Annotated in this window: 32 protein-coding genes and 4 tRNA genes; 21 read left to right on the top strand and 15 right to left on the bottom strand. The window is 72.6% G+C overall.

All coding sequences use genetic code 11. From position 1 onward, the window contains the following. Positions 1-109: 109 nt before the first annotated feature. From ET495_RS17695 to ET495_RS11220, 3 genes are all read right to left on the bottom strand, one after another. Positions 110-649, bottom strand: a complete 540-nt coding sequence (locus ET495_RS17695) for a signal peptidase I (protein WP_162616447.1) — start codon at positions 647-649, stop codon at positions 110-112. Further along, entirely contained in the window at positions 646-1,224 is a 579-nt protein-coding gene (locus ET495_RS17700) for a hypothetical protein (protein ID WP_162616448.1), read from the bottom strand. The genes ET495_RS17695 and ET495_RS17700 overlap by 4 nt, the downstream gene beginning before the upstream one ends. An 86-nt stretch (positions 1,225-1,310) precedes the next feature. Further along, positions 1,311-1,853 carry a SipW-dependent-type signal peptide-containing protein gene (locus ET495_RS11220; RefSeq protein WP_129204882.1) on the bottom strand — a complete coding sequence of 181 codons (543 nt, stop codon included), beginning with the start codon at positions 1,851-1,853 and terminating at the stop codon, positions 1,311-1,313. Positions 1,854-2,298: 445 nt separating this feature from the next. On the opposite strand from ET495_RS11220, the gene ET495_RS11225 reads away from it, so the two are divergent. Next, positions 2,299-3,543 carry an NAD(P)/FAD-dependent oxidoreductase gene (locus ET495_RS11225; protein WP_129204883.1) on the top strand — a complete coding sequence of 415 codons (1,245 nt, stop codon included), beginning with the start codon at positions 2,299-2,301 and terminating at the stop codon, positions 3,541-3,543. Here ET495_RS11225 and ET495_RS11230 read toward each other — a convergent pair. Both ET495_RS11230 and ET495_RS11235 read right to left on the bottom strand, forming a co-directional pair. Continuing rightward, a complete protein-coding gene (locus ET495_RS11230) occupies positions 3,540-4,697 on the bottom strand; it encodes a 3-deoxy-7-phosphoheptulonate synthase (RefSeq protein ID WP_129204884.1) in 1,158 nt (385 codons plus the stop codon). The genes ET495_RS11225 and ET495_RS11230 overlap by 4 nt on opposite strands. 297 nt (positions 4,698-4,994) lie before the next feature. Beyond that, on the bottom strand, positions 4,995-5,549 hold the full coding sequence (locus ET495_RS11235; protein ID WP_245993036.1) for an NUDIX hydrolase: 555 nt from the start codon (positions 5,547-5,549) through the stop codon (positions 4,995-4,997). Positions 5,550-5,602: 53 nt separating this feature from the next. Between ET495_RS11235 and ET495_RS11240 the strand changes: the two genes are divergently transcribed. After that, positions 5,603-5,679 (top strand) — tRNA-Lys (locus ET495_RS11240). A gap of 81 nt (positions 5,680-5,760) precedes the next feature. On the opposite strand, the gene ET495_RS11245 is transcribed toward ET495_RS11240, so the two are convergent. Then, the gene (locus ET495_RS11245; RefSeq protein ID WP_129204885.1) at positions 5,761-6,900 is read right to left on the bottom strand and encodes a site-specific integrase; all 1,140 of its coding nucleotides are present in this window, start codon (positions 6,898-6,900) and stop codon (positions 5,761-5,763) included. Further along, positions 6,893-7,507, bottom strand: a complete 615-nt coding sequence (locus ET495_RS11250; RefSeq protein ID WP_129204886.1) for a helix-turn-helix domain-containing protein — start codon at positions 7,505-7,507, stop codon at positions 6,893-6,895. Before ET495_RS11250 ends, ET495_RS11245 begins: the two co-directional genes overlap by 8 nt. A 388-nt stretch (positions 7,508-7,895) precedes the next feature. On the opposite strand from ET495_RS11250, the gene ET495_RS11255 reads away from it, so the two are divergent. From ET495_RS11255 to ET495_RS11290, 9 genes are all read left to right on the top strand, one after another. Next, positions 7,896-8,321, top strand: a complete 426-nt coding sequence (locus ET495_RS11255; protein WP_129204887.1) for a hypothetical protein — start codon at positions 7,896-7,898, stop codon at positions 8,319-8,321. Then, on the top strand, positions 8,318-8,845 hold the full coding sequence (locus ET495_RS11260; protein ID WP_129204888.1) for a hypothetical protein: 528 nt from the start codon (positions 8,318-8,320) through the stop codon (positions 8,843-8,845). Before ET495_RS11255 ends, ET495_RS11260 begins: the two co-directional genes overlap by 4 nt. Next, positions 8,842-8,988, top strand: a complete 147-nt coding sequence (locus tag ET495_RS17705) for a hypothetical protein (RefSeq protein ID WP_162616449.1) — start codon at positions 8,842-8,844, stop codon at positions 8,986-8,988. The genes ET495_RS11260 and ET495_RS17705 overlap by 4 nt, the downstream gene beginning before the upstream one ends. Next, positions 8,982-9,731 carry a bifunctional DNA primase/polymerase gene (locus tag ET495_RS11265; RefSeq protein ID WP_162616450.1) on the top strand — a complete coding sequence of 250 codons (750 nt, stop codon included), beginning with the start codon at positions 8,982-8,984 and terminating at the stop codon, positions 9,729-9,731. Before ET495_RS17705 ends, ET495_RS11265 begins: the two co-directional genes overlap by 7 nt. Continuing rightward, the gene (locus ET495_RS11270; protein ID WP_129204890.1) at positions 9,728-10,306 is read left to right on the top strand and encodes a hypothetical protein; all 579 of its coding nucleotides are present in this window, start codon (positions 9,728-9,730) and stop codon (positions 10,304-10,306) included. The genes ET495_RS11265 and ET495_RS11270 overlap by 4 nt, the downstream gene beginning before the upstream one ends. After that, a complete protein-coding gene (locus tag ET495_RS11275; protein ID WP_245993450.1) occupies positions 10,258-10,923 on the top strand; it encodes a DUF3631 domain-containing protein in 666 nt (221 codons plus the stop codon). The genes ET495_RS11270 and ET495_RS11275 overlap by 49 nt, the downstream gene beginning before the upstream one ends. 154 nt (positions 10,924-11,077) lie before the next feature. Then, positions 11,078-11,437, top strand: coding sequence for a hypothetical protein (locus ET495_RS11280; RefSeq protein WP_129204892.1), 360 nt, complete (start codon positions 11,078-11,080; stop codon positions 11,435-11,437). After that, positions 11,434-11,646, top strand: a complete 213-nt coding sequence (locus ET495_RS11285; RefSeq protein ID WP_129204893.1) for a hypothetical protein — start codon at positions 11,434-11,436, stop codon at positions 11,644-11,646. The genes ET495_RS11280 and ET495_RS11285 overlap by 4 nt, the downstream gene beginning before the upstream one ends. A gap of 499 nt (positions 11,647-12,145) precedes the next feature. Beyond that, positions 12,146-13,324 carry a phage major capsid protein gene (locus ET495_RS11290; RefSeq protein WP_162616451.1) on the top strand — a complete coding sequence of 393 codons (1,179 nt, stop codon included), beginning with the start codon at positions 12,146-12,148 and terminating at the stop codon, positions 13,322-13,324. 571 nt (positions 13,325-13,895) lie between these two features. Here the strand turns inward: ET495_RS11290 and ET495_RS11295 are convergent. Further along, on the bottom strand, positions 13,896-14,477 hold the full coding sequence (locus tag ET495_RS11295; RefSeq protein WP_129204895.1) for a putative antibiotic biosynthesis monooxygenase: 582 nt from the start codon (positions 14,475-14,477) through the stop codon (positions 13,896-13,898). An 86-nt stretch (positions 14,478-14,563) separates the two neighbouring features. Here ET495_RS11295 and ET495_RS11300 point away from each other — a divergent pair, with 86 nt between their 5' ends. After that, positions 14,564-15,352: a glycerophosphodiester phosphodiesterase gene (locus ET495_RS11300; protein WP_245993037.1), complete on the top strand. Its 789-nt coding sequence runs from the start codon at positions 14,564-14,566 to the stop codon at positions 15,350-15,352. Positions 15,353-15,482: 130 nt separating this feature from the next. On the opposite strand, the gene ET495_RS17710 is transcribed toward ET495_RS11300, so the two are convergent. Then, entirely contained in the window at positions 15,483-16,253 is a 771-nt protein-coding gene (locus ET495_RS17710) for a hypothetical protein (protein WP_162616452.1), read from the bottom strand. 33 nt (positions 16,254-16,286) lie between these two features. Then, complete coding sequence (locus ET495_RS11310; protein WP_129204896.1) at positions 16,287-16,535, bottom strand: hypothetical protein; 249 nt, start codon at positions 16,533-16,535, stop codon at positions 16,287-16,289. Between the two features lie 54 nt (positions 16,536-16,589). On the opposite strand from ET495_RS11310, the gene ET495_RS17715 reads away from it, so the two are divergent. Beyond that, positions 16,590-16,745, top strand: coding sequence for a M15 family metallopeptidase (locus ET495_RS17715; RefSeq protein WP_162616453.1), 156 nt, complete (start codon positions 16,590-16,592; stop codon positions 16,743-16,745). 28 nt (positions 16,746-16,773) lie between these two features. Here ET495_RS17715 and galE read toward each other — a convergent pair whose 3' ends face one another. Genes galE through ET495_RS11325 form a run of 3 tightly spaced genes read right to left on the bottom strand, consistent with a single transcriptional unit; the run spans position 16,774 to position 21,853 of the window. Next, positions 16,774-17,757, bottom strand: a complete 984-nt coding sequence (gene galE, locus ET495_RS11315) for a UDP-glucose 4-epimerase GalE (protein WP_129204897.1) — start codon at positions 17,755-17,757, stop codon at positions 16,774-16,776. 38 nt (positions 17,758-17,795) lie between these two features. Then, entirely contained in the window at positions 17,796-20,351 is a 2,556-nt protein-coding gene (locus tag ET495_RS11320; protein WP_211340834.1) for a primary-amine oxidase, read from the bottom strand. 14 nt (positions 20,352-20,365) lie between these two features. Next, the gene (locus tag ET495_RS11325; RefSeq protein WP_129204898.1) at positions 20,366-21,853 is read right to left on the bottom strand and encodes an APC family permease; all 1,488 of its coding nucleotides are present in this window, start codon (positions 21,851-21,853) and stop codon (positions 20,366-20,368) included. Positions 21,854-22,057: 204 nt separating this feature from the next. On the opposite strand from ET495_RS11325, the gene ET495_RS11330 reads away from it, so the two are divergent. Both ET495_RS11330 and ET495_RS11335 read left to right on the top strand, forming a co-directional pair. After that, entirely contained in the window at positions 22,058-23,509 is a 1,452-nt protein-coding gene (locus tag ET495_RS11330; protein WP_129204899.1) for an APC family permease, read from the top strand. Beyond that, positions 23,509-24,192: a helix-turn-helix domain-containing protein gene (locus ET495_RS11335; RefSeq protein ID WP_129204900.1), complete on the top strand. Its 684-nt coding sequence runs from the start codon at positions 23,509-23,511 to the stop codon at positions 24,190-24,192. The genes ET495_RS11330 and ET495_RS11335 overlap by 1 nt, the downstream gene beginning before the upstream one ends. A 10-nt stretch (positions 24,193-24,202) precedes the next feature. Here the strand turns inward: ET495_RS11335 and ET495_RS11340 are convergent, their stop codons facing one another. Continuing rightward, complete coding sequence (locus ET495_RS11340; protein WP_245993038.1) at positions 24,203-24,553, bottom strand: metallopeptidase family protein; 351 nt, start codon at positions 24,551-24,553, stop codon at positions 24,203-24,205. A 39-nt stretch (positions 24,554-24,592) separates the two neighbouring features. Between ET495_RS11340 and ET495_RS11345 the strand changes: the two genes are divergently transcribed. The 5 genes from ET495_RS11345 to ET495_RS11365 all read left to right on the top strand — a co-directional run bounded on the left by ET495_RS11345 (position 24,593) and on the right by ET495_RS11365 (position 25,846). Continuing rightward, positions 24,593-24,664, top strand: a tRNA-Glu gene (locus tag ET495_RS11345). Positions 24,665-24,768: 104 nt separating this feature from the next. Further along, positions 24,769-24,842, top strand: a tRNA-Asp gene (locus tag ET495_RS11350). A gap of 47 nt (positions 24,843-24,889) precedes the next feature. Then, positions 24,890-24,962 (top strand) — tRNA-Phe (locus ET495_RS11355). 100 nt (positions 24,963-25,062) lie between these two features. Next, entirely contained in the window at positions 25,063-25,479 is a 417-nt protein-coding gene (locus ET495_RS11360) for a phage holin family protein (protein WP_129204902.1), read from the top strand. 148 nt (positions 25,480-25,627) lie between these two features. Further along, positions 25,628-25,846, top strand: a complete 219-nt coding sequence (locus ET495_RS11365) for a hypothetical protein (RefSeq protein WP_245993452.1) — start codon at positions 25,628-25,630, stop codon at positions 25,844-25,846. A gap of 60 nt (positions 25,847-25,906) precedes the next feature. On the opposite strand, the gene ET495_RS11370 is transcribed toward ET495_RS11365, so the two are convergent. Next, positions 25,907-26,116 (bottom strand): BldC family transcriptional regulator, encoded by a 210-nt coding sequence (locus ET495_RS11370; RefSeq protein ID WP_129204903.1) that lies wholly within the window; start codon positions 26,114-26,116, stop codon positions 25,907-25,909. Between the two features lie 300 nt (positions 26,117-26,416). On the opposite strand from ET495_RS11370, the gene ET495_RS11375 reads away from it, so the two are divergent. Beyond that, a complete protein-coding gene (locus tag ET495_RS11375) occupies positions 26,417-26,617 on the top strand; it encodes a DUF3073 domain-containing protein (protein WP_129204904.1) in 201 nt (66 codons plus the stop codon). The last annotated feature ends 90 nt before the right edge of the window (positions 26,618-26,707 follow it).

The following is a 26,707-nucleotide window of genomic DNA, read 5'->3' on the forward strand; positions in this document are numbered from 1 at the left end:
CCGGCCGACCTGTACGGCGATCGACTCTGGCGCGCTCTGGCGGACTTCGCGCGTTGTCAACCTGTCTGGAGTCGTTGGAGTTCGCTCCGGTCGCGCGCGCTGCGCGCGCCTACGGTTCTACCCCACCGTGCGCCCTGGGCCTGCGTCCGGAACGGTGCGCGAGCACGACGGTCCGAAGGCCATAGCCGAGCAGCGCGATGCCTGCGACCGTCGTGGCATGCGGCGCCCATTCCGCTCCTGTCAGGCGCCCCACCCAGGGCACCGAGTACAGGACCTTCCCCATGACCTGGTCGGCGACGATCGGCTCGTCGGGCGCACTGTTGGCGTCGCCCTGGGTGGTGAGGCCGTGCACGCCGTCGCGCCCGAGCGTGAGCCCCGTGACGCGGTGCGTGACGAGCGTCGGGTCCGCGGAGACCGGCTGGAACGTGACGACGTCGCCGATCTGGAGCCGGTCGGCGGGAGTCGGCCGGACGACGACGAGGTCGCCTGGCGCGAGCGCGGGTTCCATCGACCCGGAGAGCACGGTGAGCGGGACGGCACCGAGCACCCGGGGGATCCCGCTGACCAGCGCGACCAGGACGGTGAGGCCGAGCAGCAGCACTGTGAGCAGGGCCGTCGTGATCGAGCGCGCTCTTCGGGCGCCGCTCACGGGGCACCCTGCCCGGTGGGTTCGTGAGCGCCGGGCGTCGTGGCGCTGCGGGGTGTGTCGACGAGGGTGGTCTCGTGCGACGCGCTGGCGAGGTGTCGGCCGCGAGTGAAGAAGTCGACGAACTCGTAGGCGTCGGCCGCGAGCGTGACCGTCGCGAGCAGCGACGCTCTGACCCGCAGGGTGACTGTGAAGTCGGTGATCCGGGACGTGTCGTAGAAGAGGTGGAGGCCGTGCCCCGAGACGTCCGGTTGCCCCGAGATTCCCGTGACCGTCCAGTGGCTCTCCGGTGCGTCCTGCGGGGTCCAGGCGAGCTGGATCCATGCGACGCTCCACGGGCCGTGCGCGGTGACGGTGAAGTCGATGGTGCACCAGCCGCCGTCGCACTCGTGAGTGCTCGGGACGATGGCGACGGTGGTCTTGGCCGGCCAGTCGCCGACGCCGATCGTTGCGCCGTGGATCGTCGCGGCGGCGCGCCAGGAGGCCGTGGTGGCGGCGGGAACGCATGCCAGCAGGATCACCGCCAGGGCGGCGACGGCGACGCCTGCGGCTCGCGCCGGGTCCTTGAGCCGGTTCACATCGTGTCCTGTGCGGTGCCCGGCGTCGTGGGCCACCCCGGTTCCGGGGGACCGGGGTGGCCCACGACGCGCTCGCCCGTTCGGGCCTACGCCCTCTGCGTGAGGGTGACCGTGATGTCGTCGAGGACGGCAGCCGTCGGCTCGCCGACGTTCCTCGTCACTGTCACGGTGAGGGTGCCGGTCCCGTCGTGTTCGACGGTCTCCGTGTATTCGGCGTCGCCCTCGGCGCGTGTGCCGGACTCGGACTGCGCGCCGTCCCATGCCCACGACGCCTCGACGGTCAGGCTGGCGGGATCGACGTCACCGTTCACCGTCACGGCACCGACCTCAAGGTCTGCGGTGAGCCCGACGACACCCGCAGAGATCGTTGCCGTGCCGACGGCCGTCGCGCCTTCGGGCAGCGTGAATGATGCGGGAGCGCCGGAGGCGGCGATGGGCTCGGGCGCCTCGAGCGTGTCGCTCGAGAACCTCCACTCGAACCCGTCGACGGCCAGCGAGATGGTGCCCGCCGTGATGCGAGCCCCCTGGATCGTGTCGGTGGCCTTCCAGACCGCGAACGTGCCCCCGGTGCTGAGGAGCAGGACGCCCCCGAGCGCGGCGGCGATCCAGCCTTTGGTCTTGTTGTTCATGACGTGGTTCCTCTCGCACGTGTGCTGCACGCGGTGCGCAGCGGGTGCGGACACCTCGCCATGAGGGGGCCGCACGCACAGGACTTGGCGGGGCCTTCCCGCGGACCGCGAGCGCTCGGGCGCACCCCGTCCCACACCTGTGAAGAGCGACGAGCACGCGCTGTTTGTGGCATACAGCCGTCATGTCGCGTTTCATACGGTAGAAACCGATCAGTACCTTGGCGTCGTTTTGGCGTCGATGGTGCCGATTTCTGGCACTTCGCCCGGCCGCGGCCGGGTCCGCCCGCACATCCGGCCCGAGTTCCGGCGCCGGAAGCCGGCCCCGCCGCGCACGCCCCGACGCCGGGGACGCCGTGCGCCGCCGCAGGCAGGGCCTCGCGCTCTGCCCCGGAACCCGGCAGGATCGTGGGCGAGGTCCCGTGTCCCCGCGCTGCCGGAGGTTCCCGTGCCGAAAGACCCGATCGTCGTCGTCGGTGGAGGGCTCGCCGCCGCGCGGGCAGTCTCGACGCTCCGGGAGGAGGGTTACGACGGCGACCTCGTCGTCGTGACGAGCGAACCGCACCGCCCCTACGAGCGCCCGCCGCTGTCCAAGGACTACCTGCGCGCCGACGCCGAGCGCGAGTCGCTCTTCCCGCTCGGCGAGGACTGGTACCGCACCCACGACGTCGAGGTGCGCACGTACGCGACCGCCGTCGGGCTCACTCTGGACGGTCACCGGCTCACGCTCGCCGACGGCGCCGTGCTGCCGTTCGGGCGCCTGCTGCTCGCCACGGGCTCGACCCCGCGCCCGCTCCCCGTTCCCGGCCACGACCTGCGCGGCGTCCACCTGCTGCGCACGCTCGACGACGCCGACCGGCTCTCGGGTGCGCTCCTGGCCGCGCGCGACGGCGGCGGCGAGGTCGCCGTCGTCGGTGACGGGTGGATCGGGCTGGAGGTCGCCGCGTCGGCGCGGCAGCTCGGGCTCGACGTGACGGTCATCGGCCGGGGCACGCACCCGCTGGGCCGGGTGCTCGGCCCGGAGATGGGTGAGGTGTACGCCCAGCTCCACACCCGGCACGGGGTACGCCTGCTCCGGCGCGCGTCGGTCGTCGGCTTCACGGGCGCCGAGGGCCGGGTGACGGGTGTCGACCTGGCCGACGGCACGCACGTCGCCGCGTCGGTGGTGGTCGTGGGCGTCGGCGCGTCCCCCAACGTGGGCCTCGCGGCGGGCGCCGGCCTGACGCTGCGACCGGCCGCGGAGGGCGGCGGCGTCGTCGTCGACGGGACGTTGCGCACCGCGCACCCTGACGTGTGGGCGGCCGGGGACGTCGCGTCGATCCCGTCGGCGACGTACGGGCGTGCGCTGCGCGTCGAGCACTGGGCGCGCGCGAACGACTCCGGGCCGCACGCGGCGCGCGCGATGCTGGGCGCGACGGACGCCTACGACGTCCTGCCGTACTTCTACTCCGACCAGTACGACCTGGGGATGGAGTACACGGGGTTCGTCGACGGCCCGGGCGGCTACGACGAGGTGGTGGTGAGCGGTGCGCCCGAGGACGGCGAGGGGTTCGCGTTCTGGCTGCGCGCAGGCCGCGTGCAGGCCGGCATGGGCGTGAACGTCTGGGACCGCATGCCCGAGGTGGAGTCGCTGATCCGCTCGGCGACCCCACCTGCGCGCACCGCCCTGGAATCGTTCACGCAGCCGGGCTAGGCCTCGCGCCGCGCACGCGCCGCGGCGGCCAGCTCGCGCAGCAGGCCCTCCGTCGTGGGCCAGTCGATGCACTTGTCGGTGACGGACTGCCCGTACACCAGCGTGTCCAGCGGCCCGGGGTTCTGGGCGCCCGCGACCAGGAAGCTCTCCATCATCAGGCCGGTGATCCCGCGCTCGCCCTCGGCGAGCCGGGCCGCGATCTCGCGCACGACGGCGGCCTGCCGCACGTGGTCCTTGCCCGAGTTGCCGTGCGACGCGTCGACGACGACGCCGGCCTCGACGGCACCCCCGAGGCCCGAGCGGGAGGCGACCGCGAGCGCCGCCGCGACGTCCTCGCGCGAGTAGTTGGGTCCGCCGCGACCGCCGCGCAGGATGACGTGGCAGTCGGGGTTCCCTGCGGTCTCGACGGCGGCGGCGCGGCCCTCGGAGTCGGCGCCGAAGAAGGTGTGCTCGCTCGCCGCGGTGATGCAGCCGTCGACGGCGATCTGGACGTCGCCGTCGGTGGCGTTCTTGAACCCGACGGGCATCGACAGCCCGGACGCGAGCTGGCGGTGGACCTGCGACTCGGCGTTGCGGGCACCGATGGCACCCCAGGTCACGGCGTCGGCGATGTACTGCGGGCTGGTGGGTTCGAGGAACTCGGTGGCGGCGGGCACGCCGGCGTCGAGCACGCCCAGCAGCACCTCGCGGGCCAGGCGCAGGCCTTCGCGCACGTCGTGCGAGCCGTCGAGGTGGGGGTCGTTGATGAGGCCCTTCCACCCGACGGTGGTGCGCGGCTTCTCGAAGTAGACACGCATGACGACGACGAGGTCGTCGGCCAGCTCGTGGGCCAGGGGGGCCAGGCGGGACGCGTAGTCGAGTGCGGCGGCGGGGTCGTGGACCGAGCACGGCCCGACGATGACCAGCAGCCGGTCGTCCTCGCCGCGCAGGACGTCGCGCACCTCGCGGCGCGACGTCGTCACGAGGTCGCTGCGCTCGGTGCCGAGCGGCTGTGTGACGCGCACGGCGCGCGGCGCGGGCAGCGCGTCGAGTGCGCGGATGCGAAGGTCGGAGGTCTCGGCCAACAGCTCAGCCTTCCGTTCGTATGCCGGGCGGTCGGTCACGCCCGCGGCGTCGGCAAGGCTATCGCTGGTGGCGGTGTTGCTCACGGTCATGGGATGGCTCCTGGGTTCCGGGTCGAGCGGGACGCCTGCGATGAGGTCGTGACCGGTCGGCTCTCCCGCTGGCCCGGGTGGTGCCCGAGCGGCGACCGGAGCGCCTCGTCTCACGACGAAGGCCCTCGACGTCGGACGTCGAAGGCCTGTGCTGGCTCCGGTGGAAGGTCGTTGGTCAGGCGCGAACCCGCCACGCTCCACACGGAGCCGGCGTAAAGCGCCAATACCAGCGGTTGTTCACGGGTCGTAACGTACCCGCGGGCACGGTCGGGACCAAACCCGTGTCCACGATGTGGCTCACGCGCTGAAGACGGCGGCGCCGCTGCCCGCCTCGAACGCGTCCAGCAGGGCGAGCCGAGCGCGCGTCGACGGCTGGAGGTCGTCGGGCAGCGAGCCGGGCGCGAACCAGCCGACGGCGAGGTTCTCGTCGTCGCCCACGCGTGCCGCCGCGGCGGACTCGGGCGAGACGGGCCGGGCCCGGAACAGCAGGTCCAGGTAGACCGACCGGTCGCCGTTGGCGTAGACCGTCTCGGGCGTCGTCGACACCGCGGCGAGCGCGTCGACGACGACGTCGACGCCCGTCTCCTCGGCGACCTCACGCACCGCTGCGACGGCCGGCTCCTCGCCCGGGTCGACGATGCCGCTGATCAGAGCCCACAGCCCGGAGTCGGCGCGGCGCGCCAGCAGGAGCAGCCCGGCGTCGTCACGCACGACCACGGTCACACCGGGCAGCCACAGCAGGTCGGTGCCGATGCGTTCACGGAGACCGGCGACGTACGGGGGATGGGCATGGAACGAGGGTAGGCGCTCGCGGGGCGGCGCGCGGCGGGCGGCGCGCGCGAGGATCCGCACCGCCGAACGCCCACGACGCCGCGGATCCGGCCGTGTGCCGTAGGCTCGTCCACGCCTCGGTAGCTCAGTTGGTCAGAGCAGCGGACTTTTAATCCGCGGGTCCAGGGTTCGAGCCCCTGCCGGGGCACCAGTAGGCCCGGAATCTCCGCGATTCCGGGCCTTAGTCTTTCCGCTCCACGTCCACGACCCAGCGGAAACCCAACGCTTTCCGTCAGGCACCGAACGCTTCCAGCAGCCTGGAGTGGTCCGTAGCAGCCTCGGGACGGGCCACGTAGTGCTTCGCCGTGACGGCGGTGTTCGAGTGCGTGAGCTGCTCCCCGGCGGCGGCCAGACCAGCCTTGCGCGCCACCTCCGTGCCCACGGTCTTCCTGAACGTCTTGGGCGTGACCCACGACCACTGTGGGTTGCGCGCCCGGAACGCCCGCCACTGCTTCTCGACAGTGGAGACCTCCCGGAGTCCGTCAGCGGCCGAGGGGAACACCAGCCCCAGCGGCCCGGCAGGCACCGTGACGAGGTGCTTCTCGAGCACCTCGACGCACCACACGGGCACCCACAATGCAGTGGTCTTCTTCCCCTTGGTGGTGTCCTGCCGGAACAGCCCTTCCTTCGGGTCGCGCACCACGGTGCCGGTCAGGTGCACGACGCCGGCCACGAGGTCGACCTCCGCCCAGCGCAGCGCCAGCGCTTCACCGATCCGGCACCCGGTGGCGAGCATCACGTCGACCAGCTCGGGCAGGTGCACGGAGACGGCCGAGGCGTCCTCGCGTAGGCATGTTCGCAGTTCGACGACCTCACGCACCGAGAGTGCTCGCACCTCCGTGGACTCCGCCGCCGCGACCGTCTCGACCTCGCGCATCGGGTTCACGTCGAGCGCTCCCTCACGGACGGCGACCGAGAACATCCCTTGCAGGCAGGTACGGGCCAGGCGCGCGTTCCCCTGGCCGCCGTCGGCCGCGTAACGCTTCACCCAGGCGTCCAGGCGGGCCGTCGTGCACTCCCGCAGCAGCAGCCCGCCCAACCCGGGCACGATCGCCTTCTCGGTCACCCAGCGGTAGCGGTACCTCGTGTTCACCGCGAGGCCGCTGCCGTCCACCTTGGTGCGCAGCCAGAAGTCAGCCAGCTTCTCCACGCGCGTGGCCGAGGTGATGGTGTCCCCGGCCGCCTTCGCCCGGTCCTTCAATGCCTTCACGAGCGTGCGCTCCGCCGCCGCGCCGGACTTCCCCCACGCCTCGACCTGTCGCGTGCGGCCGTCGATGTCACGGAACCTGACCCTCGCGACGTGGCGGCCAGCCTCGATCTCCGTGCGCTTGATCCGGCCCCAGGTGCCGACCTCAAGCGGGGGTCTAGGCATCAACGTCCCCTGCCGGGACTACTCCGCGCGCGCGCATCTTCTCTCGGTGCTCGCGGAGGGCATCGCGGGCCGCGGCGACACGGGCCCGAAGCCGATCGACGTCATCCTGGGTGGCCGCGGGACCGGAGGACGGAAGCCCAGCCGCTGCGCGCTCGACGGTGTCGACGGCCTGGGCGCGCTGCGCCATCCAGCCGACCACGTCGCGTGCGAGCCGTCCTTCCTCCCGTACGAGGTCGAGGTCGTCTGTGTTGCTCGGTAGCTCCTCGGTCAGGCCGTTCAGGCCGACGAACCATTCAAGGGCATCGAAAGGGAGTTGTTCGATCGTCGGCAGAACCTCGATGGCCGTCGCTCCCTCACGGATCGGGTAGAGCAGGCGCACGGGCGGCACGCCGAGGGCGGCCGCGAGGACCGCCACTTCCTGCACCGTGACGTTTGGGCGTTGCCCGTTCTCCATGTTCGCGATCGTGCTGCGAGGGATGGGAAACCCCAGCACCGCACACCTGTCTGCGAGCTTCTGCACCGACCCGAAACCCGCTGGCTCGCGGAGCATCCGAACCTGCGCACCGACTGTCGCGGTCCACTTCGGACCCCAGCTCTCCTGACTCATGCAGGTCAATCTAGCGTGTCAGTTGCCCCGAGGTCATCGTTGTGGGTAGTGTGACTTCCACAAGTCAGTGCGAGCCACGCACTGACCTGACACGATCAATGGAGGCAACCGTGGCGGAGTCGACGCTCCCGGCCCTACTGACACCGGCCGACCTGGTGCGACTTGGTGTCTTCCCGAGCGTGAACACGCTCTACAAGCGGCGCACCGAGGGGAAGCCCACCCCCGAGCAACGCGGATCGGCAAGCACCTGCGCTTCACCGAGCAGGCCGTCGCTGACTTCATCGCCGAGCAGACCGAACCGGCGGCCTGACCCCAGACACAAGCGCACCCCGCGCCGATCTGCGGTCGGACGGGGTGCACGGACCCAACTGAGTAGGAGTTGAGAGCCTTGTCCCAGGATAGCAAGCACCACCCACACGACCCGATCGCCCGCGAGCTGCGCGACCTGCTCGACTACGAGGCCGCCGTCGAGGACGCGCTCAAGGTCGCCAACTGGCGCCCGGAGCCGATCGAGCGCCCGACGCTCACGAGCGCCGAGGTCTACGGCATCATCCGTGGCCGCCTGGTGGCGCACCTGATCGTCAAGACGCCCGACGGACACGTGACCACGCGGCCGTACCGGAACCTCGGTGCCGCCCAGCGGGCCGAGGACCGCGCCCACCACCGCGGCTGCGCGGCGACCATCGTCATGGTGCGCCAGGACGTCGCCCCGCTCGTCGGCGGCGGCGTCTCCCACGGTGGCCGGCACGAGGTCTACCTCGACGAGCACGGCCAGTACCGCTCGAACCTGCGGGCCGAGGGCGGTGCGGCATGAGCGCGCTGACCTTCGCCGTGGGCGACCGCGTCGTCTCGACGTCGCCCTACAGCGTCGGCCGGATCGGCACGGTGCGCGGCATTGAGGTCCACCCTGCCCGGTTCGATGACGACGGCGCGCTGTCCCTGCCGAAGCGCACGGTCGTCAGCGTCACGATGGACAGCGGCGACCACCTGGCGTTCGTCGCCGACGGTGACCAGGCCTTGCAGCTCATCGCGCTGGACCCGCTTCCCGCGCCGCTGTGCCCGCCGTGGTGCGACCGCACGCACGGGGGGTTCGACGCCACGACGTCGCACGGCGACATCGCCGTGGAGCACGCGGCGCGGCGCGGCGACGCGACGGTTGGCGCGATGGAGTTCCTCGAACCGAACGGGGCGCGCGAGATGACCACGCTCGCGTTCGACGGCCTGAACTCGTCGGACGACTTCGTGGCATCTACCCCGGCAGAACTCGCCGCCGACCTGCGCGGGTACATCGCTGACCTGACTGCCCTCGTGAACGTGCTCGACGGCGGTGCGTCGTGATCCTCGACGGCGACCGCGTGCAGCTCGACGCCGATGGGCGTCAGGGCGTTGTCCTGTGGCGGTACGTGACCTTGATCGTCCGTCTCGACGACGGCGCCACGGTCACGGTCTCCCAGACCGACGTGACGGAAGCCCCGTGCTGAACTCCGCTCTCGACCTGGCAGCCCAGGGCTGGGCCGTGCTCCCGTGCCGCGAGGCCGGGAGCACGGCCAAGGCCCCGTACCTACGCCACGGGTTCCACGAGGCGTCCCGCGACCCTGGCGTGATCCGGGCGTGGTGGGAGCGCTGGCCGCACGCGATGATCGGCGCCCCGGTGCCCGAGACGCTGCTCGTGCTCGACGTCGACCCGCGCAACGGCGGGTCGCGCACCGAGCTGGAGGACGTGCTCGGCCCGCTGCCCCACACGCTCACGGTCACCTCGGGCCGTGGCGACGGCGGGCAGCACCTGTACTTCCTGCGCCCGGTCGGGCAGGTGGTCTCTGCCCGCCTGCCCGCCGGGATCGACCTCAAGGTGTCCGGGTACTGCATCGTGCCGCCGTCCCTGCACCCGGCCACCGGGCGCCCGTACGTGTGGAACGACGCCCTGCCCGTGGCGCTGCCGGCGCGCGCGCTGGCCGCCCTACGCCCGGCGCCCCGGCCTCGACCACGGCCGTCACGGCCGGGGTCGGCGGACCGCTTCGCCGGGCTGGTGCGGGCGGTCGGGTCGGCCAGTGTCGGCGGGCGTAACGCAGCACTGTTCTGGGCCGCGTGCCGCGCGGTCGACGAGGACGCCCCGGAACAGGTCTTCGACGACCTCGCCGCGGCGGCCCTGTCGGCCGGGCTGACCGAGCGCGAGGCCCACCGCACGATCGACTCCGCCCGGCGGAGGAAGGAGCTGGCATCTTGAGCCAGAGCAAGCGCCCGAGCGTGCCCGGGTTCGCGACCCTCACCCCGGCCCGGGTTCCCGCGGTCCCCGCACCCGTGAGGCTCGACGGCGACGCCCTGCTTGAGCGCGTGTTCGACGTCATCGCCCGGTACACCGTGCAGCCGTCCGCGCACGCTTACGTCGCGCTCGCGCTGTACGCGGCGTACACCCACGCCGCCGGCGTCTTCGACTACGCGCCGCGCCTGCTGCTGACCAGCGCCGAGAAACGCTCGGGCAAGACCCGCACGATGGAGGTCGTCGGGAACCTGTGCCACGCCCCGCTGTTCGCCGCCAACGCCACGGTCGCCGCCCTGTTCCGGTCCCTGGACACCCCGCGCACCGTCCTGTTCGACGAGGCCGACACGATCTTCGGCACCAAGATCAAGGCCGAGCAGAACGAAGACCTGCGCGGGCTGATCAACGCCGGGTTCCAGCGCGGCACCCCCGTCCTGCGCACCGTCGGCCCGAACCACACCCCACCGAGTTCCACACCTTCGCCCCCGTGGTCATGGCCGCGATCGGACGCCTGCCCGACACGATCACCGACCGCGCCGTGAACATCCGCCTGCGCCGCCGCAAGCCGTCCGAGACCGTGCACCCGTTCCGCCAGTCCCGAGACATGCCCGACCTGCACGCGCTGCGCGACGACCTGGCCGCATGGGTCGGCGAGCACGCCGACAAGCTGCGCGACGCGCACCCCGACACCCCGCTCGAGGACCGCGCCGCCGACCTGTGGGAACCCCTGCTCGCCGTCGCCGACCTCGCGGGCGGAGGCTGGCCCACCCTGGCACGCCAAGCCGCCGTCGCGCTGTCCCACGAGGCCGCCAAGGCCGACTCCGACCACTCCGACGGACACGAGCTGCTGGTCGACTGCCGCGACCTGTTCCACGCCCTGCTGCGAGCAGACTTCGTGCCCACCGAGACGCTGCTCGCCGCGCTCAAGGCGATCCCCGACTCCCGCTGGGCCGAGGACGGGCTCACCGGCCGACGCCTCGCCGCGATGCTCAAGCCCTACGCGATCGAACCTGTCCGCGACCCGTCCGGCACCAAGCGCGGATACAAGCGCGTGCGCTTCGACGACGCCTTCGACCGCTACCTCTCCGACCCCGTCGCCCCCACCGCACCCGACCTTCCGTCAGAACCGTCAGACGTGTCAGAACCCCAGCAACCCTAGGGAAAACGGCCTGACGCTTCCCTGACGCTTCCGACACGACCCGTCAAACCGTCAGCGAACCGTCAGACCTCAAACCGTTGAAAACACAGCACTTCTGACGCATCTGACGCTTCTGACACAACCCACGACGCAACACCGAAACGGAGACCCCGAGATGACCACCGAGAACCTGCCCGAACAACTGCTCGTGACCGACACCGCCGGACTCCCGATCGCGTTCGTCGACGTCGACACCGTCCAGAGCCAGGCCATCCGGCTCGCCTACGACATGGCCGAGGCATGCCACGACCCCGACGCCCTCGACGACGTCGCCGCCCGGCACCTGACCGAGGCCGGGACCGACGCCTTCGGGTACGTCGCCGCCGCCGCGCTGCGCATGCTCGCCCGCCACGTCCTCGACCCCGTCCTCGACGTGACCGACGCCCTGCACGACCACGGCCGCGGACCCCTCCAACACGACCTGCGCGCCGGGCTCGCCGACGCCGCCCGCAACGCCCGGCAGGATCTCTCGTGAGCCGCGACGGCCTGCTCGACGACGCTCTTGCGCTGGTGCGAGCAGCCGGGTCTGACAGGGAGGGGTTCGCCGCCCTGGTGAACGGGACCGACTGCGTCGAGCACCACGGGCTGATCGTCCGGCTGTGCCAGATGGTGCGTATCTCCGCGCGCGACGATCTGGAGTACCTGGCCGAGTACGTCGAAGCGATGCAGGAGCGCGGCCTGTGAACACCTGGGGTTGGTGGCGGCTGCGAACCCAACCGGACGACACCGGAGAGCTCAACGACCCGGACGAGACGCGCACGGAGCGCCTGACGACTCGCCGGGACATTACCGGAGAGACCGAAGCCGTTTGGGCGACGCCGGCCGCTGCGGGTCAGTGGGACGCCCGCACGTGGAGAGAGCGCCCGTGACAGGCGTCTTGTCGGTCTTGTCCGGTAGAATGCAGGCAGCGGTGAGCGACAAGTTCCCGGCCAAGAACGAGGAGCCCGACGGGCCAAGTTCGAGGAGCCGGATCGAGGATCGCGCAACGACAGGAGCCGGGTCCGCCTGGTCCCGAATCGCAGGAACGAACGGCCAGCGGTCATACCGTGCGCCACCAACGGTGTTGGTGCACTGGGTCACCCCGTCCGTCGCTACGTCCGCGACAACCCTCACCCGCAGGCACGCGGCGACGCGCCCCCTTCCGGCGCCACGCCAGCGCGTGCCATTCGCAAGGAGAACCACCGTGAAGATCAACACCAAGGCCGGACGAGACGCCGCGCTGAAGACAGCACAACGGATCGTCGACGGCGCCAAGGCCGCGAACCGCGACCTGACAGAGACCGAGACCGCCACGATCGAGCAGACCGTCGCGGACGTGAAGGCGTTCGACGAGCACGAGGTCAGTGCCGAGCAGCAGGAGCGATACCGGAAGGGAGCAGAGCTGCTGGCGTACTTCGCCAACGACGACCGCCCACCGGGCGAGAAGTCCGGCGCGCACCTGTCGCTCAAGCGCCTCGCAGACGACCTGACGGCAGGCATGGCGGGCTACTCCGGCAGGGTCAGTCCGGGGATCAAAGGCCTGGTGCCCGCCGGAGAGACCGTCATCCCGATCCCGCTGGTGAACACGACGCCCATCCCCGGGGCGGCAAGCCTGGAGACCCCGCCCCGCCTGGTCGACGTCCTGCCCGTCGAGGTGCGGCAGGCGCCGGTCTACTCGGTCCTGAAGCAGACCGTCGTGCCGAGTGCCGGCGCTGCGAGCGTGGTCGCTCCCGGCGACGTGAAGCCGACCAAGAAGCTCGGGGTCGAGCGCGTCGACTCCCGGTTGCGCGTGCTCGCCGTGCTCTCTGAACCTCAGGACAAGTACCTCCTGGAGGACGCCCAGAACCTGCGCACCTGGGTTGGTTCCGAACTCGCCGAGGAGATCCAGTCAGCCCTTGAGGCTGAGGTGCTGACCGGCGACGGCACCGGCGAACACTTCACCGGGCTGGCGAACACCTCGGGCGTGCAGACCCAGGCGTTCGTGCGCGATCCTCTCGTGACGGTGCAGTACGGCCTGTCGAAGCTCGCGAACCTCGGTATCGCACCCTCGTTCGTCGCGCTGTCCGCTGCGGACTGGCTCGCCATCCAGACCACCCGCAACGCCTCGGGCACGTTCGACGTCGGCGGCCCCATCGACAGCACGAACCAGACCGCGTGGGGCACCCGCGTCGTCGTCGTCCCTGGCCTGGCCGAGGGCGTTGGGTACGTCGTGGGAGCCGAGTCCTTGACGCTGTCCACCGACAACCATGGGGTGCGGGCCGAGTGGGGAAACCCTGGCGACACCTTCACGCGGAACCAGGTCGTCGCCCGCGTCGAGGGACGGTTCAACCTCGACGTCATGCGACCGCACGGCATCGTCAAACTCTCGCTCGCCGAGAGCTGACCCCGAACCGGCGTCAACCACGCCTGCCCTCACGCCTGAGCGGACCAGGCATGATCTGCCCGAGGGACCGGGAACGGATGGTCGGACAGCACCGTCGGTAAGCGCTCCGCCGCCGACAGCCAAGACCTGACCAGCGCCACCAGGCCCGGCCGCAGCGAACCAACGCGCGGCCGGGCCTCGCTGTCGCCCGAGGGGGTTCGGATCGCCAGACCTCGCCTCGTCGGCCGGGTCCGCCGGCAGTGGTCCGTCTCTCTCCGAGGTTGCCGAAGGGGGGTCGCGCGCGCGAGGCAGACGACCCTAGATCGCCCCTACCAGAGCGATCTTGCTGCCCGTCCTGCGGCCCGTGTGAAGCAATGAAACGCCCGCTCCATGTCCACGACCCAACGCTTACCCAGCGGATTCAACGGCGAACGACGGTTGACGACGGTTTCCGACAGAGCGCCAAAACACCGCCTGACCTGGCCCGGAGCAGCGCCGGGAACCCAACGGGTATGCGACGATATCGACTGTCCCCGAATCCGCGGGTCCAGGGTTCGAGCCCCTGCCGGGGCACTCATGCTCTCCCCGCGCCCTAGGTGCGGTGCAGCCACCCGGTCAGGCGTGCCGTGACCCACGGCAGCACCCAGAACGACATGATCGGGGTCAGCACCAGCGTCGAGACGAGCACGCGCACGGGCAGCGGCCAGCCGCCCGACGCCGGGACGGCCGACCCGAGCAGCCAGGTGAACATGAGGTTGACGGGGAAGAACCCGAGCCAGATCACGACGGCCTGCTTCCATCGCGGTGGCGGAGGCAGCAGCGGCGGGCCGGCGTTCTCGTCCTGGCGTGAGGGTGCGTCGAACCAGCCCTCGATGCCGGTGCGTCGTTCGACGCGCCGTTCCTCGACGAGTCCGGCGCCGCGGGCGAGCCAGGCCGCGCGTTCGCCGGACGCCTCCCAGGCGGCGAGCCGTTCGGCGTCGGCGAAGCGGTACAGCATGTACCAGTCGCGTGATCCTTCGGCCCCGCGCAGCCAGCCCGAGCCGAGGAACCCGTCCCACCGGTTGGCGAGGTTGACTCCTTCCTGGACCCACACGGTGACGGCGGGCACGCGGTCGGGGCTGACGACGCGGTGGATCGACACGGTGACGGGCTGCGGGCGGTCCGGCGTGCTCATGGCGGCAGTCAACACCGCCACGGTCCGGCCGCCCAGCGTGCGGCTCGCGCGCTGCGCGTCCCGCGTCGCGGTGTGAGGATGTTCCGGTGGCTCCCGCCGTGACTCCCCCACACGTCTCCCCGCGCGTCTCCCCGCCTGTCCCGCTGGTCGTCGCGCACCGTGGCAACAGCACCGTCGCGCCGCAGAACACGCTCGCGGCCTTCGAGGCGGCGTGGCGCGCGGACGCGGCGATGATCGAGTGCGACATCCAGGTCGCGGCCGACGGCGGCATCGTCGTCATCCACGACGACTCGGTGGACGCGACGACGGACGGGCGCGGCGACGTCGGCGCGCTGTCGCTCACGGACCTGCGCGCGCTCGACGCGGGCGCGTGGTTCGCGCCGCCGTTCGCCGGCCAGCGCATCCCGACGCTCGGCGAGCTGCTCACGTTCCTGGACGACCGCCCGGGCACGGACCTGCTGCTCGAGCTCAAGGGGGTGTGGTCGGTCGAGGACGCCGCGCGCGTCGCCTCGGCGGTCGACGCCGCACGCCTGGGCCCGCGCACGATCGTGCAGTCGTTCTGGCCCGAGACCGTCGCCGCGCTGCGTGACGCCGCCGGGCATCTGCGGCGCGGCTGGCTCATCGAGCGTCGGCACGAACCGCTCACGGAGATCTGCGCCCAGCTCGGTGTCATGACGTGCAACCCGTCGGTGGAGCTCGTCCTGGAGGACGACGGCCTGGTGCCGCTGCTGCACGAGGCCGGCGTGCAGGTGATGGTCTGGACGGCCGACGACGTCGCGCAGTGGGAGGCGCTGACCGCGGCCGGGGTCGATGCGATCATCACCGACCGCCCGGACCGCCTCGCGGGGTGGCTCGCGGGCCGGTTCCCTGCCTGACCCGGCGCCCCGCCACCCCTCGCGCAGCCTCCCGGTGTGACGCCACGGCGCCACCCGCACGATCAGCGTGCGCCACCCGCGTGTTGCTCGCGGCCACTCATGCACGCCTTCCGCTCTCCCCTAGGCGGCCTCAGGACTCCCCTCGGTGACGGTTCCCGGTGGTTTGGTCAGACCACCCACGCCACCACCGAGGAGCATCCGTGCCGCAGCCCCACCCGACCCGCGCCGCCCTGCACCGGGCGCCGAGACGTCGTCGCCGGCCCCGCACCCGCGTCGTCGCGTCCGGCCTCGCGACCGCCGCGGTCGCCGCGCTCACGTTCACGACGGCCGTCCCGGCCTCCACCTCGACGGCGAAGGCCACGGTCCGTGCCACGGACCCCACCGGCGCGACGGGCCCGGCAGCCGTCACCGTCCCGGGCCCGGCCGCCACGCCGGAGTCCACCGCGGTCACGGTCACTGCCGCCGACCCGGCGGCCGCGCAGGAGGTCGAGGCTGCCGTCGCGCAGGCGTCCGGCGCGCTCGTCAAAGCCGAGCACGTCGCCGCCGAGGGCGCGGACGCGCCCGCCGAGAACGTCGAGGAGATCACGCAGACCACCGCCGTCGTGCGCGAGCTCGTGCGCCGGGCGGCCACGGCCACCACAGGCCAGGCCGACGCCGCCACCGCGGACGCCGCGGACGCAAGCAACACCGAGGCCGCACTCGCGCCCGTCGACACCACCGCGGCCGGCGGCGCGTCGAGCGAGTCCGTCCACGCGGCCGCCGACGCCGCCTTGACGGCGGCGGCCGAGTCGGCCGGCGTCGACCTTGAGGCCTCGCGCGCCGTCGCGGCTGCCCTCGCGCAGCAGACGGCGACGCTCACGGGCCTCATCGAGGCGGTGTCGGCGACCGCCGTCAGCGTCACCCCGGCACCGCCGACCGCCGCGCAGATCGCGGCTCAGAAGGCCGCCGAGGCGGCCGCCGACGCCACGCACCTCGCGCAGCTCGCCGCCGCGACGGCCGGCTTCGCGAACGGGCAGATCCCGCGCGACCTGCTGCGCGAGATCCCCTGGACGTCCGGGCAGATGCTGCGCGCCGACGCGGCGATCCAGCTCGAACGCCTCAACGCGGCGTTCGCGGCGCGCTTCGGCACGAACCTCGTCGTCGTCGACGCGTACCGCTCGTACGCCGCCCAGGTCGCGACCAAGCGGGCGCGCGGGTTCTGGGCGGCCGTCCCCGGATCCTCGAACCACGGCTGGGGGTGGCCGTCGACCTGGGCGGCAACGTCGCCGGGTTCGGCAGCGACGGCTACCGCTGGCTGGCCGCGAACGCCGGCGCCTTCGGGTGGGAGAACCCGGACTGGGCCCGCCCGGGCGGCTCGAAGCCGGAGCCGTGGCACTGGGAGTACACCCGCTGACGGCCACGCCCCGGCTGCGAGCGCGGCGTCAGCCGCCGATCCGCCGCGGCCCGGCCTGCCAGGCCTCCCACGCGGACGCGATGATCTCGGGCAGCCCCGCCTCGGCCCTCCAGCCGAGCGTGCTCTCGATCAGGTCGGGCGAGCCGACCAGCGCGGCGGGGTCGCCCGCGCGGCGCGGCTCGACGTCGGCCGTGACGTCCAGCCCGGACACCCGGCCGATCTCGTCGATGACCTCGCGCACGCTCGACCCGATGCCGGTGCCGACGTTGAACGCGTCGTGCGGGCGCACGTCGGACGTGAGGTAGTCGAGGGCCGCCAGGTGCGCCCTGGCGAGGTCCAGCACGTGGATGTAGTCGCGGATGCACGTGCCGTCGGGCGTCGGGTAGTCGGTGCCGAAGATCTTGGGCCGCTCACCACGCTCAAGGCGGTCGAGCACCATCGGCACGAGGTTGAGGATCGCCGGGTCACCGAGCTCGGGCCATCCGGCGCCCGCGACGTTGAAGTAGCGCAGCGCCACGAACCGCAGCCCCCACGCGACACCGGCCGCGCGCCCGAGCCACTCGCCGACGACCTTGGTCTCGCCGTAGGGGTTGATGGCGTGCCCGGAGAGCTTCTCGGCCACGCGATCGACCTCGGGCTGCCCGTAGGTCGCGGCCGAGGAGGAGAACACGAGCCGGTCCACGCGGGCGTTCTCCATGGCCGTGATCAGGTTGGCCATGCCGCCGACGTTCTGCTGGTAGTACCAGGCGGGCCGGGCGACCGACTCCCCGACCTGCTTGCGCGCCGCGAAGTGCACGACGGCGTCGACCTTGTGCTCGATCATCGTCCGGGTGAGCACGTCGACGGCGTCGCACGCCGCCAGGTCGAGCTTCACGAGGGTGGTCTGGCCGATGCGGGAGGCCGCGCCCGTGGTCAGGTCGTCGACGACGACGACGTCCTCTCCGCGCTGCTGGAGGAGCCGCACGACGTGGGCGCCGATGTAGCCGGCGCCGCCGGTGACAAGAGTGGTCATGGGCGCCAGCCTAGGGGCACCCGCCGAACCTCCCGCCGTCATCGGACGCCGAGCGCCATGAGAGCGACGGACCCTGCCCCGGCCAGTACCTCGACGCGGGTCAGGGCCGCGGTCCCGCGCTCCCCCTGACGGCGCCCGGCCGCCACGAGCACGCTCGCGACGACGACCGCCGCCGAACCCGCGAGCGCGAGCGTGAGGACCGGGTCACCGCCGTGGCCCGGGTGTCCTGCGTGCCCCAGGTGGCCCAGGTGCCCGGATCCGGCGGCGTCTGCGTGGCCGAGGTCCATGGCGGCCGTGAGCACGCCCATCGCCAGCAGGCACGCGACGTGCAGCCGGTGCAGGGGGCGGCAGGCGTCGTCCGTGTCGCGGCCGGCGAGCGCCGCGGCCACCCCCGCGCCGAGCAGCACGCCAGCCCAGACGAGCGCGGGCAGACCTCCGGGGGCGATCGCGACGTCGGCCATCGCGGCCACCATGAGCAGCCCGGTGACGACGGCGGTCGTGCGCCCGCTCCCGGCGGGGCGGCGTGCGGCGCAGGCCACCGTCACGCCCGCCGGGAGCAGTGCTGCCACGTGGAGCCAGTGCATGTCAGCCGTGGTGCGGGCAGGGGCCGTCGCCGTGCGCGCCGCCGCAGCACTGCCCCGCCGGGCGCAGTGGGACGACGCGGATGCGGGGACGTCGAGCGCGGGGTTGCGGTCGAAGAACCCGCAAGGCTTGAGCGTGAACTTCGCGTAGTCGACGGGCATGACGGGCCAGTCCTCGGGGCGGGGGAAGTGCGTGAGTCCGAACGTGTGCCATACGACGACGTCGGTGCCCTCGAGTGAGCGGTCGGCCGCCTGGAAGGCCGGCAGGCCGGCCCCGCCGGAGTGCTGGTTGACGTGCGTGCCGGCGGCGTAGCGCTCGTCGTCGGCGAACTGCGTGACCCACACGTGCTTGGTGGCGAACGCGGCGCGCTGCGCGATGGACGAGCCGGACGCGGCCATGAGCGTGGGGGTCTCCTGGGCGTAGAGCGCGTACGCCGTCGGGCGGCCGAGGCGGTTGGTGCGCTCGGTCGAGCTGATGTGCCACGTGCGGCCCACGGCGCCGTCGGCGACGCGGGCGGCCTGGGACTCCGACGTGAGGCGGGTGCGGCGGCTGGTGAACGCGTTGCCCCACGGGTTGGCGTCGCTGACGGGCAGGCGCACCGCGTCGACCTCGTCGACGGCGTTGGCCGTGCCGTCGACGTCGAGGTCGAGCCGGGCCGAGAACAGGTGCTGGTGGTAGGGCGCGCCCAGACCGGGGGCCACCTCGGAGGCGAAGCCGTAGGGCTGCCCGTCCGCCCCGTCGCCGGGGTAGGCCGAGGAGAAGAGGAACCCGGTGAGCTTGGCCTCGCACTCGATGGTGCCGTCGAGGTACAGGTACCAGTAGAAGCCGTAGTCGTAGTTGCCGACGGTGGTGAAGAACGAGATGACCATGCGCCGCTGGCGGCGGGTCTCGTTGACGCCCGTGAAGATGTCGGAGTGCTTCCACAGCACGCCGTAGTCCTCCTCGTGCATGCAGATGCCGTTCTTGACCACGCGCGGGTTGCCCGACTCGTCGGCGAGCGTGACGTCCAGGTAGTGGATCTCGCCCAGGCAGTCGCAGCCCAGCTCGAGCGAGTTCACGTACCGCCCGAACAGGTACTCGCCGGTGTCGAAGTAGTTCTGCCAGAACCGCGTGGGCGACGGGTCGGCATACGGCACGACCATCTCGGAGATCGAGGCGCGGTAGACCACCGAGCGCTGCTCGTCGCCGTCGGCGATCGACATGCGGTGCAGCACCAGGCCCTCGCGCGCGTCGAAGGCCACGCGCAGGCGCCAGCCCTCCCACGTGACCTCGCCGTCGTCGGACACCTGGAACGAGGCGCCCTGCGGCTGGGTGATCTCGATGGGCTTGAGCGTGCCGTGCGCCGTCCCGGTGATCCCCGCGAGCGACGGGTCGGTGTAGTTGCCGTGCTCGGCCGGCACGGGCATCGTCGCGTGGTCGATGACGCGCGTGACCTCGCGGCGCGTGAGGTCGACGTAGGCGACCAGGCCGTCGACGGGGTGCGCCCACGGGTGGTCGGCGGCGTGGTCCATGCGGAACCCGAAGACGCGGGCCATGCGCCGGCCGGCCTCGCCCTCGAAGCCGAACTCCCCGGCCGACAGCGGCACGGTCACGACCTGCTCGGGGGTCAGGTCACGCTTGGCCAGCGCCGCGACCCACGCGGGCGAGGCGGCGACGATCTCGGGGATCAGCTCGAACTCCGTGTCGAGGATGGGCAGCTGGCCCACCCGCGCGGTGTCGAGCTGCTCGACCGAGACGAGGTCGCCGCCGGTGACGTCCGCGACGACGTCGTGCTGGACCCCGGTGGCGAGCTCGAGGAGCTGGACGCGCACCTGCCGGGCAGGCAGCGCGCCGGTGCCTGACTCCCAGGCGAGCACGGCGGCCTTGGGCGCCTCGAGCAGCCCGACGTAGACGAACTTGGTGGTCTCGCGCACCAGGCCGGCGTCGGCGACGATCGCGGCCGCAGCCGTGATCTCGTCGGCGCGCAGCGTGGCGAGCGGGTGGGTGGTGGTCGTGGAGAGCGTGGCGGTCATCGTGATCGTTCCTTTCAGCCGATGGCCTCGGTGATGCGGGCATAGGACTCGGGGCGCCGGCGGCGCAGGATCGCGGCCTGCACCCAGCCGACGAGGGGGAAGAGCGCGACCAGGCCGAGCAGCACGGCGCTGACGGCTCCGAAGCGCTGGGCGCCTGCGGCGTCGACGTCGCCGACCAGCAGCGGGAAGTTCGCGACGATCGCGACGGCTGCGGCGGCCAGGCCCAGCAGGCCGAGCGTCGGCGCGACCAGGGTGTTCCACCGCCGGGAGTCCACGCGGGTGCGCCGGAACCAGACGATGACGGCCAGCGACGTGACGGCCATGAGGATCGCGATGGCGAGCGTGGCCACCCCCGCGAACCACGTGAACACCTGGAGCACGGGGTCCAGCCCGAGCAGCGCGAACACGCCGACGAGCACCGCCGCCGTCGCCGTCTGCACGAACGACGACGTGTGCGGCGACAGGTGCCGCGGGTGCACGGACCCCACGGCCGCGGGCAGCAGACCCGCGTTCGACATCGTGTGCTGGTAGCGCGTGATGACGTTGTGGAAGCTCAGCACGCAGGCGAACATGCTGGTCACGAGCAGCACCTGGACGATGACCTCGCCTGCGGTGCCGAGGTACGTGGCCGTGGTCGCCACGATCATGCCGCCCGGGTCGGCGGCGACGACGTCGAGCACGTGGCTCGGGCCCCACGCCATGACCAGGCCCCACGACGCCAGCGTGTAGAAGACGGCGATGCCGATGACGGCCGCGTAGGTGGCGCGCGGGATGGTGCGCTCGGGGTCCCGGGCCTCGTCGCGGAAGATCGCCGTCGCCTCGAAGCCGATGAACGCCGCGATGGCGAACATGAGCCCGATCGCCGGCGAGCCCGACAGCACCGTGGACGGCTCGAACGGCGCCGCCGACAGGCCCTCGGCGCCGCCCGTCAGCAGCACTCCGGCGACGACGGCCAGCACGATCCCGACCTCGCCCACCAGCAGCGCGCCCAGCACCTTGGACGACAGGTCGATGTGCCGGTACCCGAGCACCCCGACGACGGCGACCACGCCCAGCGCCCACAGCCACCACGGCAGCACGGGCAGGCCGAGGCTCGCGAACGTCCCCGAGAGGATGAACCCGACGTACCCGTACACCGACACCTGGATCGTCGTGTAGGTGAGCAGCGCCAGGTAGGCGGCGGCCAGGCCGGAGCGCCGCCCGAGCCCGTACCCGACGAACGAGAAGAACGCTCCCGGCCGCGGGACGACGCGCGTCATCGCGGCCAGCCCGACCGAGAACAGCAGCAGGATCACCCCGGAGACGGCGTACAGCGCCGGGAACCCGACGCCGTTGCCGAGCAGGATCCCGAGCGGCGCCGCCCCGCCGACGACGGTGAGCGGGGCCGCGGCCGCGACGACCATGAAGACGATGGCGACCGGGCCGAGCCTGCCGGTCAGCGCGCGCGGCGGCGCGGCCTGACCCGCCGGGCCCGGCGCGGTGGTGGGGACGAGGGCGGACATCTGACCTCCCGGTGGAGCGCTCGTGACGAGCGACGGTTCGTGGCGGCACCAGCGTCCGTGGCGGCGGTTGCCCCGCCGTCTCGGCCCCGTAACGGTTGGCGCAGCGCGTGTGAGACCGCGGCCGCCTGCCCGTCTCGTTCGAGGTCACACCCCCGAAACACAGGCCGCGGCGCCCCGCAACAGCCGGTCGGTACGGTCACGCGCGTGAGCTCCCGCCCCGTCGTCGCCGTCCGGTCGCCCGTCCACGGGCTGGCGCGGCGGTCGCTGCCCGTGATCGACGTGATCGCCCAGCCGTTGTCCGCCGTCGCGCCGTCCGCGGCCGCGACGACGCTGCCGCTGCTGGTCGCGGCGGCGTCCGGTGCCGGCGCGGTGCTCGTGGCGGTCGCCGTGGCGCTCGTGCTCGCCGTGGCGGTGGCGGCGTGCGTCAACCAGTTCACGCGGCGGATCGCCGCGACGGGGTCGCTCTACACGTTCGTGGTGCGCGGGCTGGGTCCGCGCGCCGGGGTCGTGACGGGCGTGGCCATGCTGCTCGGCTACGGGTTCGTCGCGTCGTTCGCGCTCGCCGGCGCGGGCTGGTCGGCCCAGCGCCTGGCCGCGCGCGCATGGCCGGGCCTGGCGACCGGCGACGCGCCCGCCCTCGTCGCGGTCGTGGCCCTGGGCGCGGCCGTGTGGTGGGTGCTGCGGCGCGGGATCCGGAGGTCGGCCCGCGTCACGCTCGTGGTCGAGGTCGTCTCGATGACCCTCATCGGGGTGCTCGTGGTCGCGCTGCTCGCCGCGGCAGGGCCGGGCGCGGTCGCGCGGGCGGCCACCCCGCAGACCACGGTCCCCGACGTCGTCGTCGGCACGGTGGTCGCGCTGACGGCGTTCGTCGGGTTCGAGAGCGCGGCCACCCTCGGCGCGGAGGCGCGCCGGCCGTTCCGCACCGTGCCGCGCGCGATCCTGTGGACGGCCGCCGGCACGGGCGCGCTCTACCTCGCGGCGGCCTGGGCGCAGCTCGTGGGCTACGCACGCGCCGGGACCAGCCTCGCCGACGGCGTGTCGCCCGTCGACGAGCTCACGACGGCGTTCGGCGTCGCCTGGGCGGGTCCGGTGCTCGACGCGGCCGTCGTCGCGTCGTTCGTCGCGTGCGCGATGGCGTCGACCACCGCGCTGGTGCGCGTGCTGTTCACCATGGGACGCGAGGGCCTGGCTCCCCGCGGGCTCGGGCGCGTCCACCCCGGGCTCGGCACGCCGACGCCGGCCCTGCGGGTCACGCTGCCGCTGCTGACCGCCGTGCCCGTCGTCGCCGTCCTCGCCGGGGCGCGGCTGTGGGAGGTCATGCAGGCGCTGCTGGTGGTCGCGGCGGGCGGGTACGTCGCCGCGTACGCGCTGGTGTGCGCGGCCGTTCCGCCCTTCCTGCGGCGCGTCGGTGAGCGCACGCGCGGACCGGTCGTGCTCGCGCTCGCCACCGCCGTCGTGCTCTCGGGGGCGCTCGCCGGGATGCTGCTGCTCGCGCACGGCACGCCACGCCGGGCCGGCGCGTGGGCGTTCGCGATCCTGCTCGGCGCCGGGGCGGTCGCCGGGCTCGCGCGCCTGCGACGGCGTCCGCCGCTGCGCTCACGGCTCGGGGTCTACGACGAGCCCGTCGCCGCGGACCTGCTCGGCGAGGCGGCCTGATGGGCCGTCCGGTCTTCGCCAGCCCCGACGCCGCGGCCCGGCTGCTCGGCGCGCCCGCCGCCCCGGGCGACGACGTGGGCGGCCGTCAGCCACGCGCGGTGCGTCACGCGCTCCAGGTGCTCGCGTGCGTCGCCGCCGCGGGTGCGGGCGTGACCGCGCAGGAGATCTCGGCAGCGCTGGGCCTCTCGCGCGCGACGACCTACCGGCTCGTGCAGATCCTCGTGGAGGACGAGTACCTGGTCCGCCTGCCCGACCTGCGCGGGTTCGCGCTCGGGCACCGGGTCGCGGCCCTGGCCCCGCGCCCGACGCCGCCCCGCCCGCCCCGGGCGGCGCGCGACGTGCTCGCCCGCGTGCGCGCCGAGACGCGCGGGGGCGTGCACCTGGTGCGGCTGGACGCCCCGGTGCCCGTCGTCGTCGACGAGGACCCCGACTTCCCGCTCGTCGCGGGACCGGGGGCCCGTGAGCTGCTCGACGCCGCGTGCGACTGCCTCGCGTCAGGTGCCGGGAGCGTGCTGCGCTCGGCGGGTGCCTGGTCCGCCGCCGGGGCCGTGACCACCGACGACGACGGGCGGGCGGTCGCCGCGCTCGTGGTCCTGGTCCCGTCCGACCGGCTGCCCGACCCGGAGGGGACGGCCGCGCGGCTCGGCGCCGCGGCTCGGCGGCTGGGCCCGCTGCTGGCCTGAGCGGGCGGCGTCAGTCCCAGCCCAGCTCGTGCAGCCGGTCGTCGTCGATGCCGAAGTGGTGCGCGATCTCGTGGACGACGGTGACAGCGACCTCCTCGACGACGTCGTCGCGCGAGTCGCAGATCGCGAGCGTGGGGTTGCGGAAGATCGTGATGCGGTCGGGCAGCGACCCGGCGGCCCACGACAGGCCGCGTTCGGTGAGCGGGACCCCCTCGTACAGCCCGAGCAGCTCGGGATCGTCGCGCGGGGCGTCGTCCTCGACCAGCACGACGACGTTGTCCATCATCGCCGTCAGCTCAGGGGGAACGATGTCGAGGGCGTCGGACACGGCATCCTCGAAGTCGGCACGGGAGAAGTCCATCACGCGACCATCTTCGCCCAGGTAAGATCGTCCCGTCCTGCCCCATCGTCTAGCGGCCCAGGACCCCGCCCTTTCACGGCGGTAGCACGGGTTCGAATCCCGTTGGGGGTACTGAGGAAGTGCATCACAGCAGGTCAGCGGCCGATTTCGGGTTTGCGGCGCTGGTGGGGTACGCTTCTACCCGGCCCGAGAGCGACATGATCGCCAAGGGTCGAGGCCCTGTAGCGCAGTTGGTTAGCGCGCCGCCCTGTCACGGCGGAGGTCGCGGGTTCAAGTCCCGTCAGGGTCGCGCATGTCACGCCCGGTGTCGGCAACGACCCGGGCGTTCGTGTCCAAGGCTCTGTAGCTCAGTTGGTAGAGCGCACGACTGAAAATCGTGAGGTCAGGGGATCGACGCCCCTCGGAGCCACCTCAAGCCCCCGGATCCCCGATCCGGGGGCTTTTCACGTCGTCGATCTGAATCCGACGTTGGAATTGCCGCGACCAGCGGAAACGGGTTGAGTGTGAGCATGAGTGACCCGGACGACTCCCCTACCCTCGGACGGCTCGTCGAGCAGCTCTCCGAGCAGACCAGCCGGCTCGTCCGCGCAGAGGTCGCACTGGCGAAGGCCGAGCTGGCCACGAAGGCCAAGGCCTCCGGCATCGGCATCGGCCTGTTCGCCGCGGCCGGCGTCATCGTGCTCTACGCGATCGGGGTGCTCATCTGGTCGGCCGTGCTCGGCCTGGGCGAGGCCTGGCCGTTGTGGCTGTCCGCCCTCGTCATCGGCGTCGTCATGCTGCTCCTGGCCGGTGGCCTCGTCATGGGCGGCGTCAATCTGCTCCAGCGGGCGTCGACCCGGCCCGAGTCGATCGACCGCGTGAAGCGCGACATCGCGACCGTGCGCAGCAGCCTCGCCTCCACGACCACGAAGGAGGACCTGTCGTGACCGCCGAAGAGCAGCTCCCCCGCCCCGCCGTCGGCTCGCCCGCCGGCACCGGCGCAGCCCCGCCGGCAAGCACCCCCATGACAAGGGCCCCAGCCCGCTCGAGCTCCAGGCCGAGGTCGAACGCACGCGCGCCGAGCTCGGCGCGACGATCGACGCGCTCACCACACGCCTGTCACCCGGCTACCAGGCGAACCGGGTCAAGGAGTCGACACGCACCGCCGCCGCGGACGCCGCCGCGTTCCTCACGGGGGGCGGTCTGCCCGCCGACGACGCGAAGCGTGCCCGCAACGTCAAGGTGCTGTTCGTCGCCGCAGCCGCGCTCGCCGTCGTCGTGACGATCACGGTGACCCGGCGGGTGCGGCGCTGATCCGCCACACCCGGCCGAACCCGCGACGCGTCACCGGGTCCCCGACCCGCCGCTTCCGTGCTAGTCCGCGGGATGCTCAACGTTCTCCGACGCCGCGCCGAGCAGCGCACGCACCTCGGCCTCGCGGTAGCGCCTGTGCCCGCCGAGCGTGCGGATCGACGAGAGCTTGCCCGCCTTGGCCCAGCGCGTCACCGTCTTGGGGTCGACCCGGAACAGGCTCGCCACCTCCGCCGGTGTGAGCAGGACCTCAGACTCTCCGTGGAGCGACATCCTGTACCTCCCCTGTCACAGCAACTGTGCCGGCCGGGCCCCGGCGGAGCTCGGTGTGACGTCCACGACCAGCACTCATTCATTGTGGCCCCGTGGCCGATTTGTGCGACTTGGCGCGTGGATGAAATGGGCGGAACCCGTCACCGCGGGGTGCTCCTCGCCCCACCCGGGCCAGAAAACGATCGCGGAGTGGAGGGAATGCCTGGCGCTCATGTACCGTTGGTCTCTGAACAGACACGCACTTGATCCGGGGCCGCACGTCTGGAGACGTCGCCGCCCCGCTCCACGTTGAGGGGAGCCATGGGCCGCGGCCGTCAGAAGGCAAAGCAGACCAAGGTTGCTCGCGAGCTGAAGTATTTCAGCCCCGCGACGAACTACCACGCGCTGGAGCAGGAGTTGCGAGGCAGCGGACACACCGACGTCGCCACCGAGGATCGGTACTCCGCGCACGACGAGGACTACGACAACACGTACTCCGCGTGGAACGACGACGAGCGCTGACCGAGCGCCTCACTGCACGTGCGAAGGGCCCGGACGGCTGATGCCGTCCGGGCCCTCGTGCATCGGCCCTCATGCATGACAGGGCCGTAC

Origin of the sequence: Xylanimonas allomyrinae, from assembly GCF_004135345.1 — a bacterium.
GTDB lineage: Bacteria > Actinomycetota > Actinomycetes > Actinomycetales > Cellulomonadaceae > Xylanimonas > Xylanimonas allomyrinae.

Coding starts and splice junctions, on each gene's coding strand:
- ET495_RS11220 (WP_129204882.1), bottom strand. CDS start 1,853: ATGAACAACAAGACCAAAGGCTGGATCGCCGCCGCGCTCGGGGGCGTC.
- ET495_RS11230 (WP_129204884.1), bottom strand. CDS start 4,697: ATGACCGTGAGCAACACCGCCACCAGCGATAGCCTTGCCGACGCCGCG.
- ET495_RS11245 (WP_129204885.1), bottom strand. CDS start 6,900: ATGCCTAGACCCCCGCTTGAGGTCGGCACCTGGGGCCGGATCAAGCGC.
- ET495_RS11250 (WP_129204886.1), bottom strand. CDS start 7,507: ATGAGTCAGGAGAGCTGGGGTCCGAAGTGGACCGCGACAGTCGGTGCG.
- ET495_RS11260 (WP_129204888.1), top strand. CDS start 8,318: ATGAGCGCGCTGACCTTCGCCGTGGGCGACCGCGTCGTCTCGACGTCG.
- ET495_RS11275 (WP_245993450.1), top strand. CDS start 10,258: ATGGCCGCGATCGGACGCCTGCCCGACACGATCACCGACCGCGCCGTG.
- ET495_RS11280 (WP_129204892.1), top strand. CDS start 11,078: ATGACCACCGAGAACCTGCCCGAACAACTGCTCGTGACCGACACCGCC.
- ET495_RS11295 (WP_129204895.1), bottom strand. CDS start 14,477: ATGAGCACGCCGGACCGCCCGCAGCCCGTCACCGTGTCGATCCACCGC.
- galE (WP_129204897.1), bottom strand. CDS start 17,757: ATGACCACTCTTGTCACCGGCGGCGCCGGCTACATCGGCGCCCACGTC.
- ET495_RS11320 (WP_211340834.1), bottom strand. CDS start 20,351: ATGACCGCCACGCTCTCCACGACCACCACCCACCCGCTCGCCACGCTG.
- ET495_RS11325 (WP_129204898.1), bottom strand. CDS start 21,853: ATGTCCGCCCTCGTCCCCACCACCGCGCCGGGCCCGGCGGGTCAGGCC.
- ET495_RS11335 (WP_129204900.1), top strand. CDS start 23,509: ATGGGCCGTCCGGTCTTCGCCAGCCCCGACGCCGCGGCCCGGCTGCTC.
- ET495_RS11340 (WP_245993038.1), bottom strand. CDS start 24,553: ATGGACTTCTCCCGTGCCGACTTCGAGGATGCCGTGTCCGACGCCCTC.
- ET495_RS11360 (WP_129204902.1), top strand. CDS start 25,063: ATGAGTGACCCGGACGACTCCCCTACCCTCGGACGGCTCGTCGAGCAG.
- ET495_RS11370 (WP_129204903.1), bottom strand. CDS start 26,116: ATGTCGCTCCACGGAGAGTCTGAGGTCCTGCTCACACCGGCGGAGGTG.
- ET495_RS11375 (WP_129204904.1), top strand. CDS start 26,417: ATGGGCCGCGGCCGTCAGAAGGCAAAGCAGACCAAGGTTGCTCGCGAG.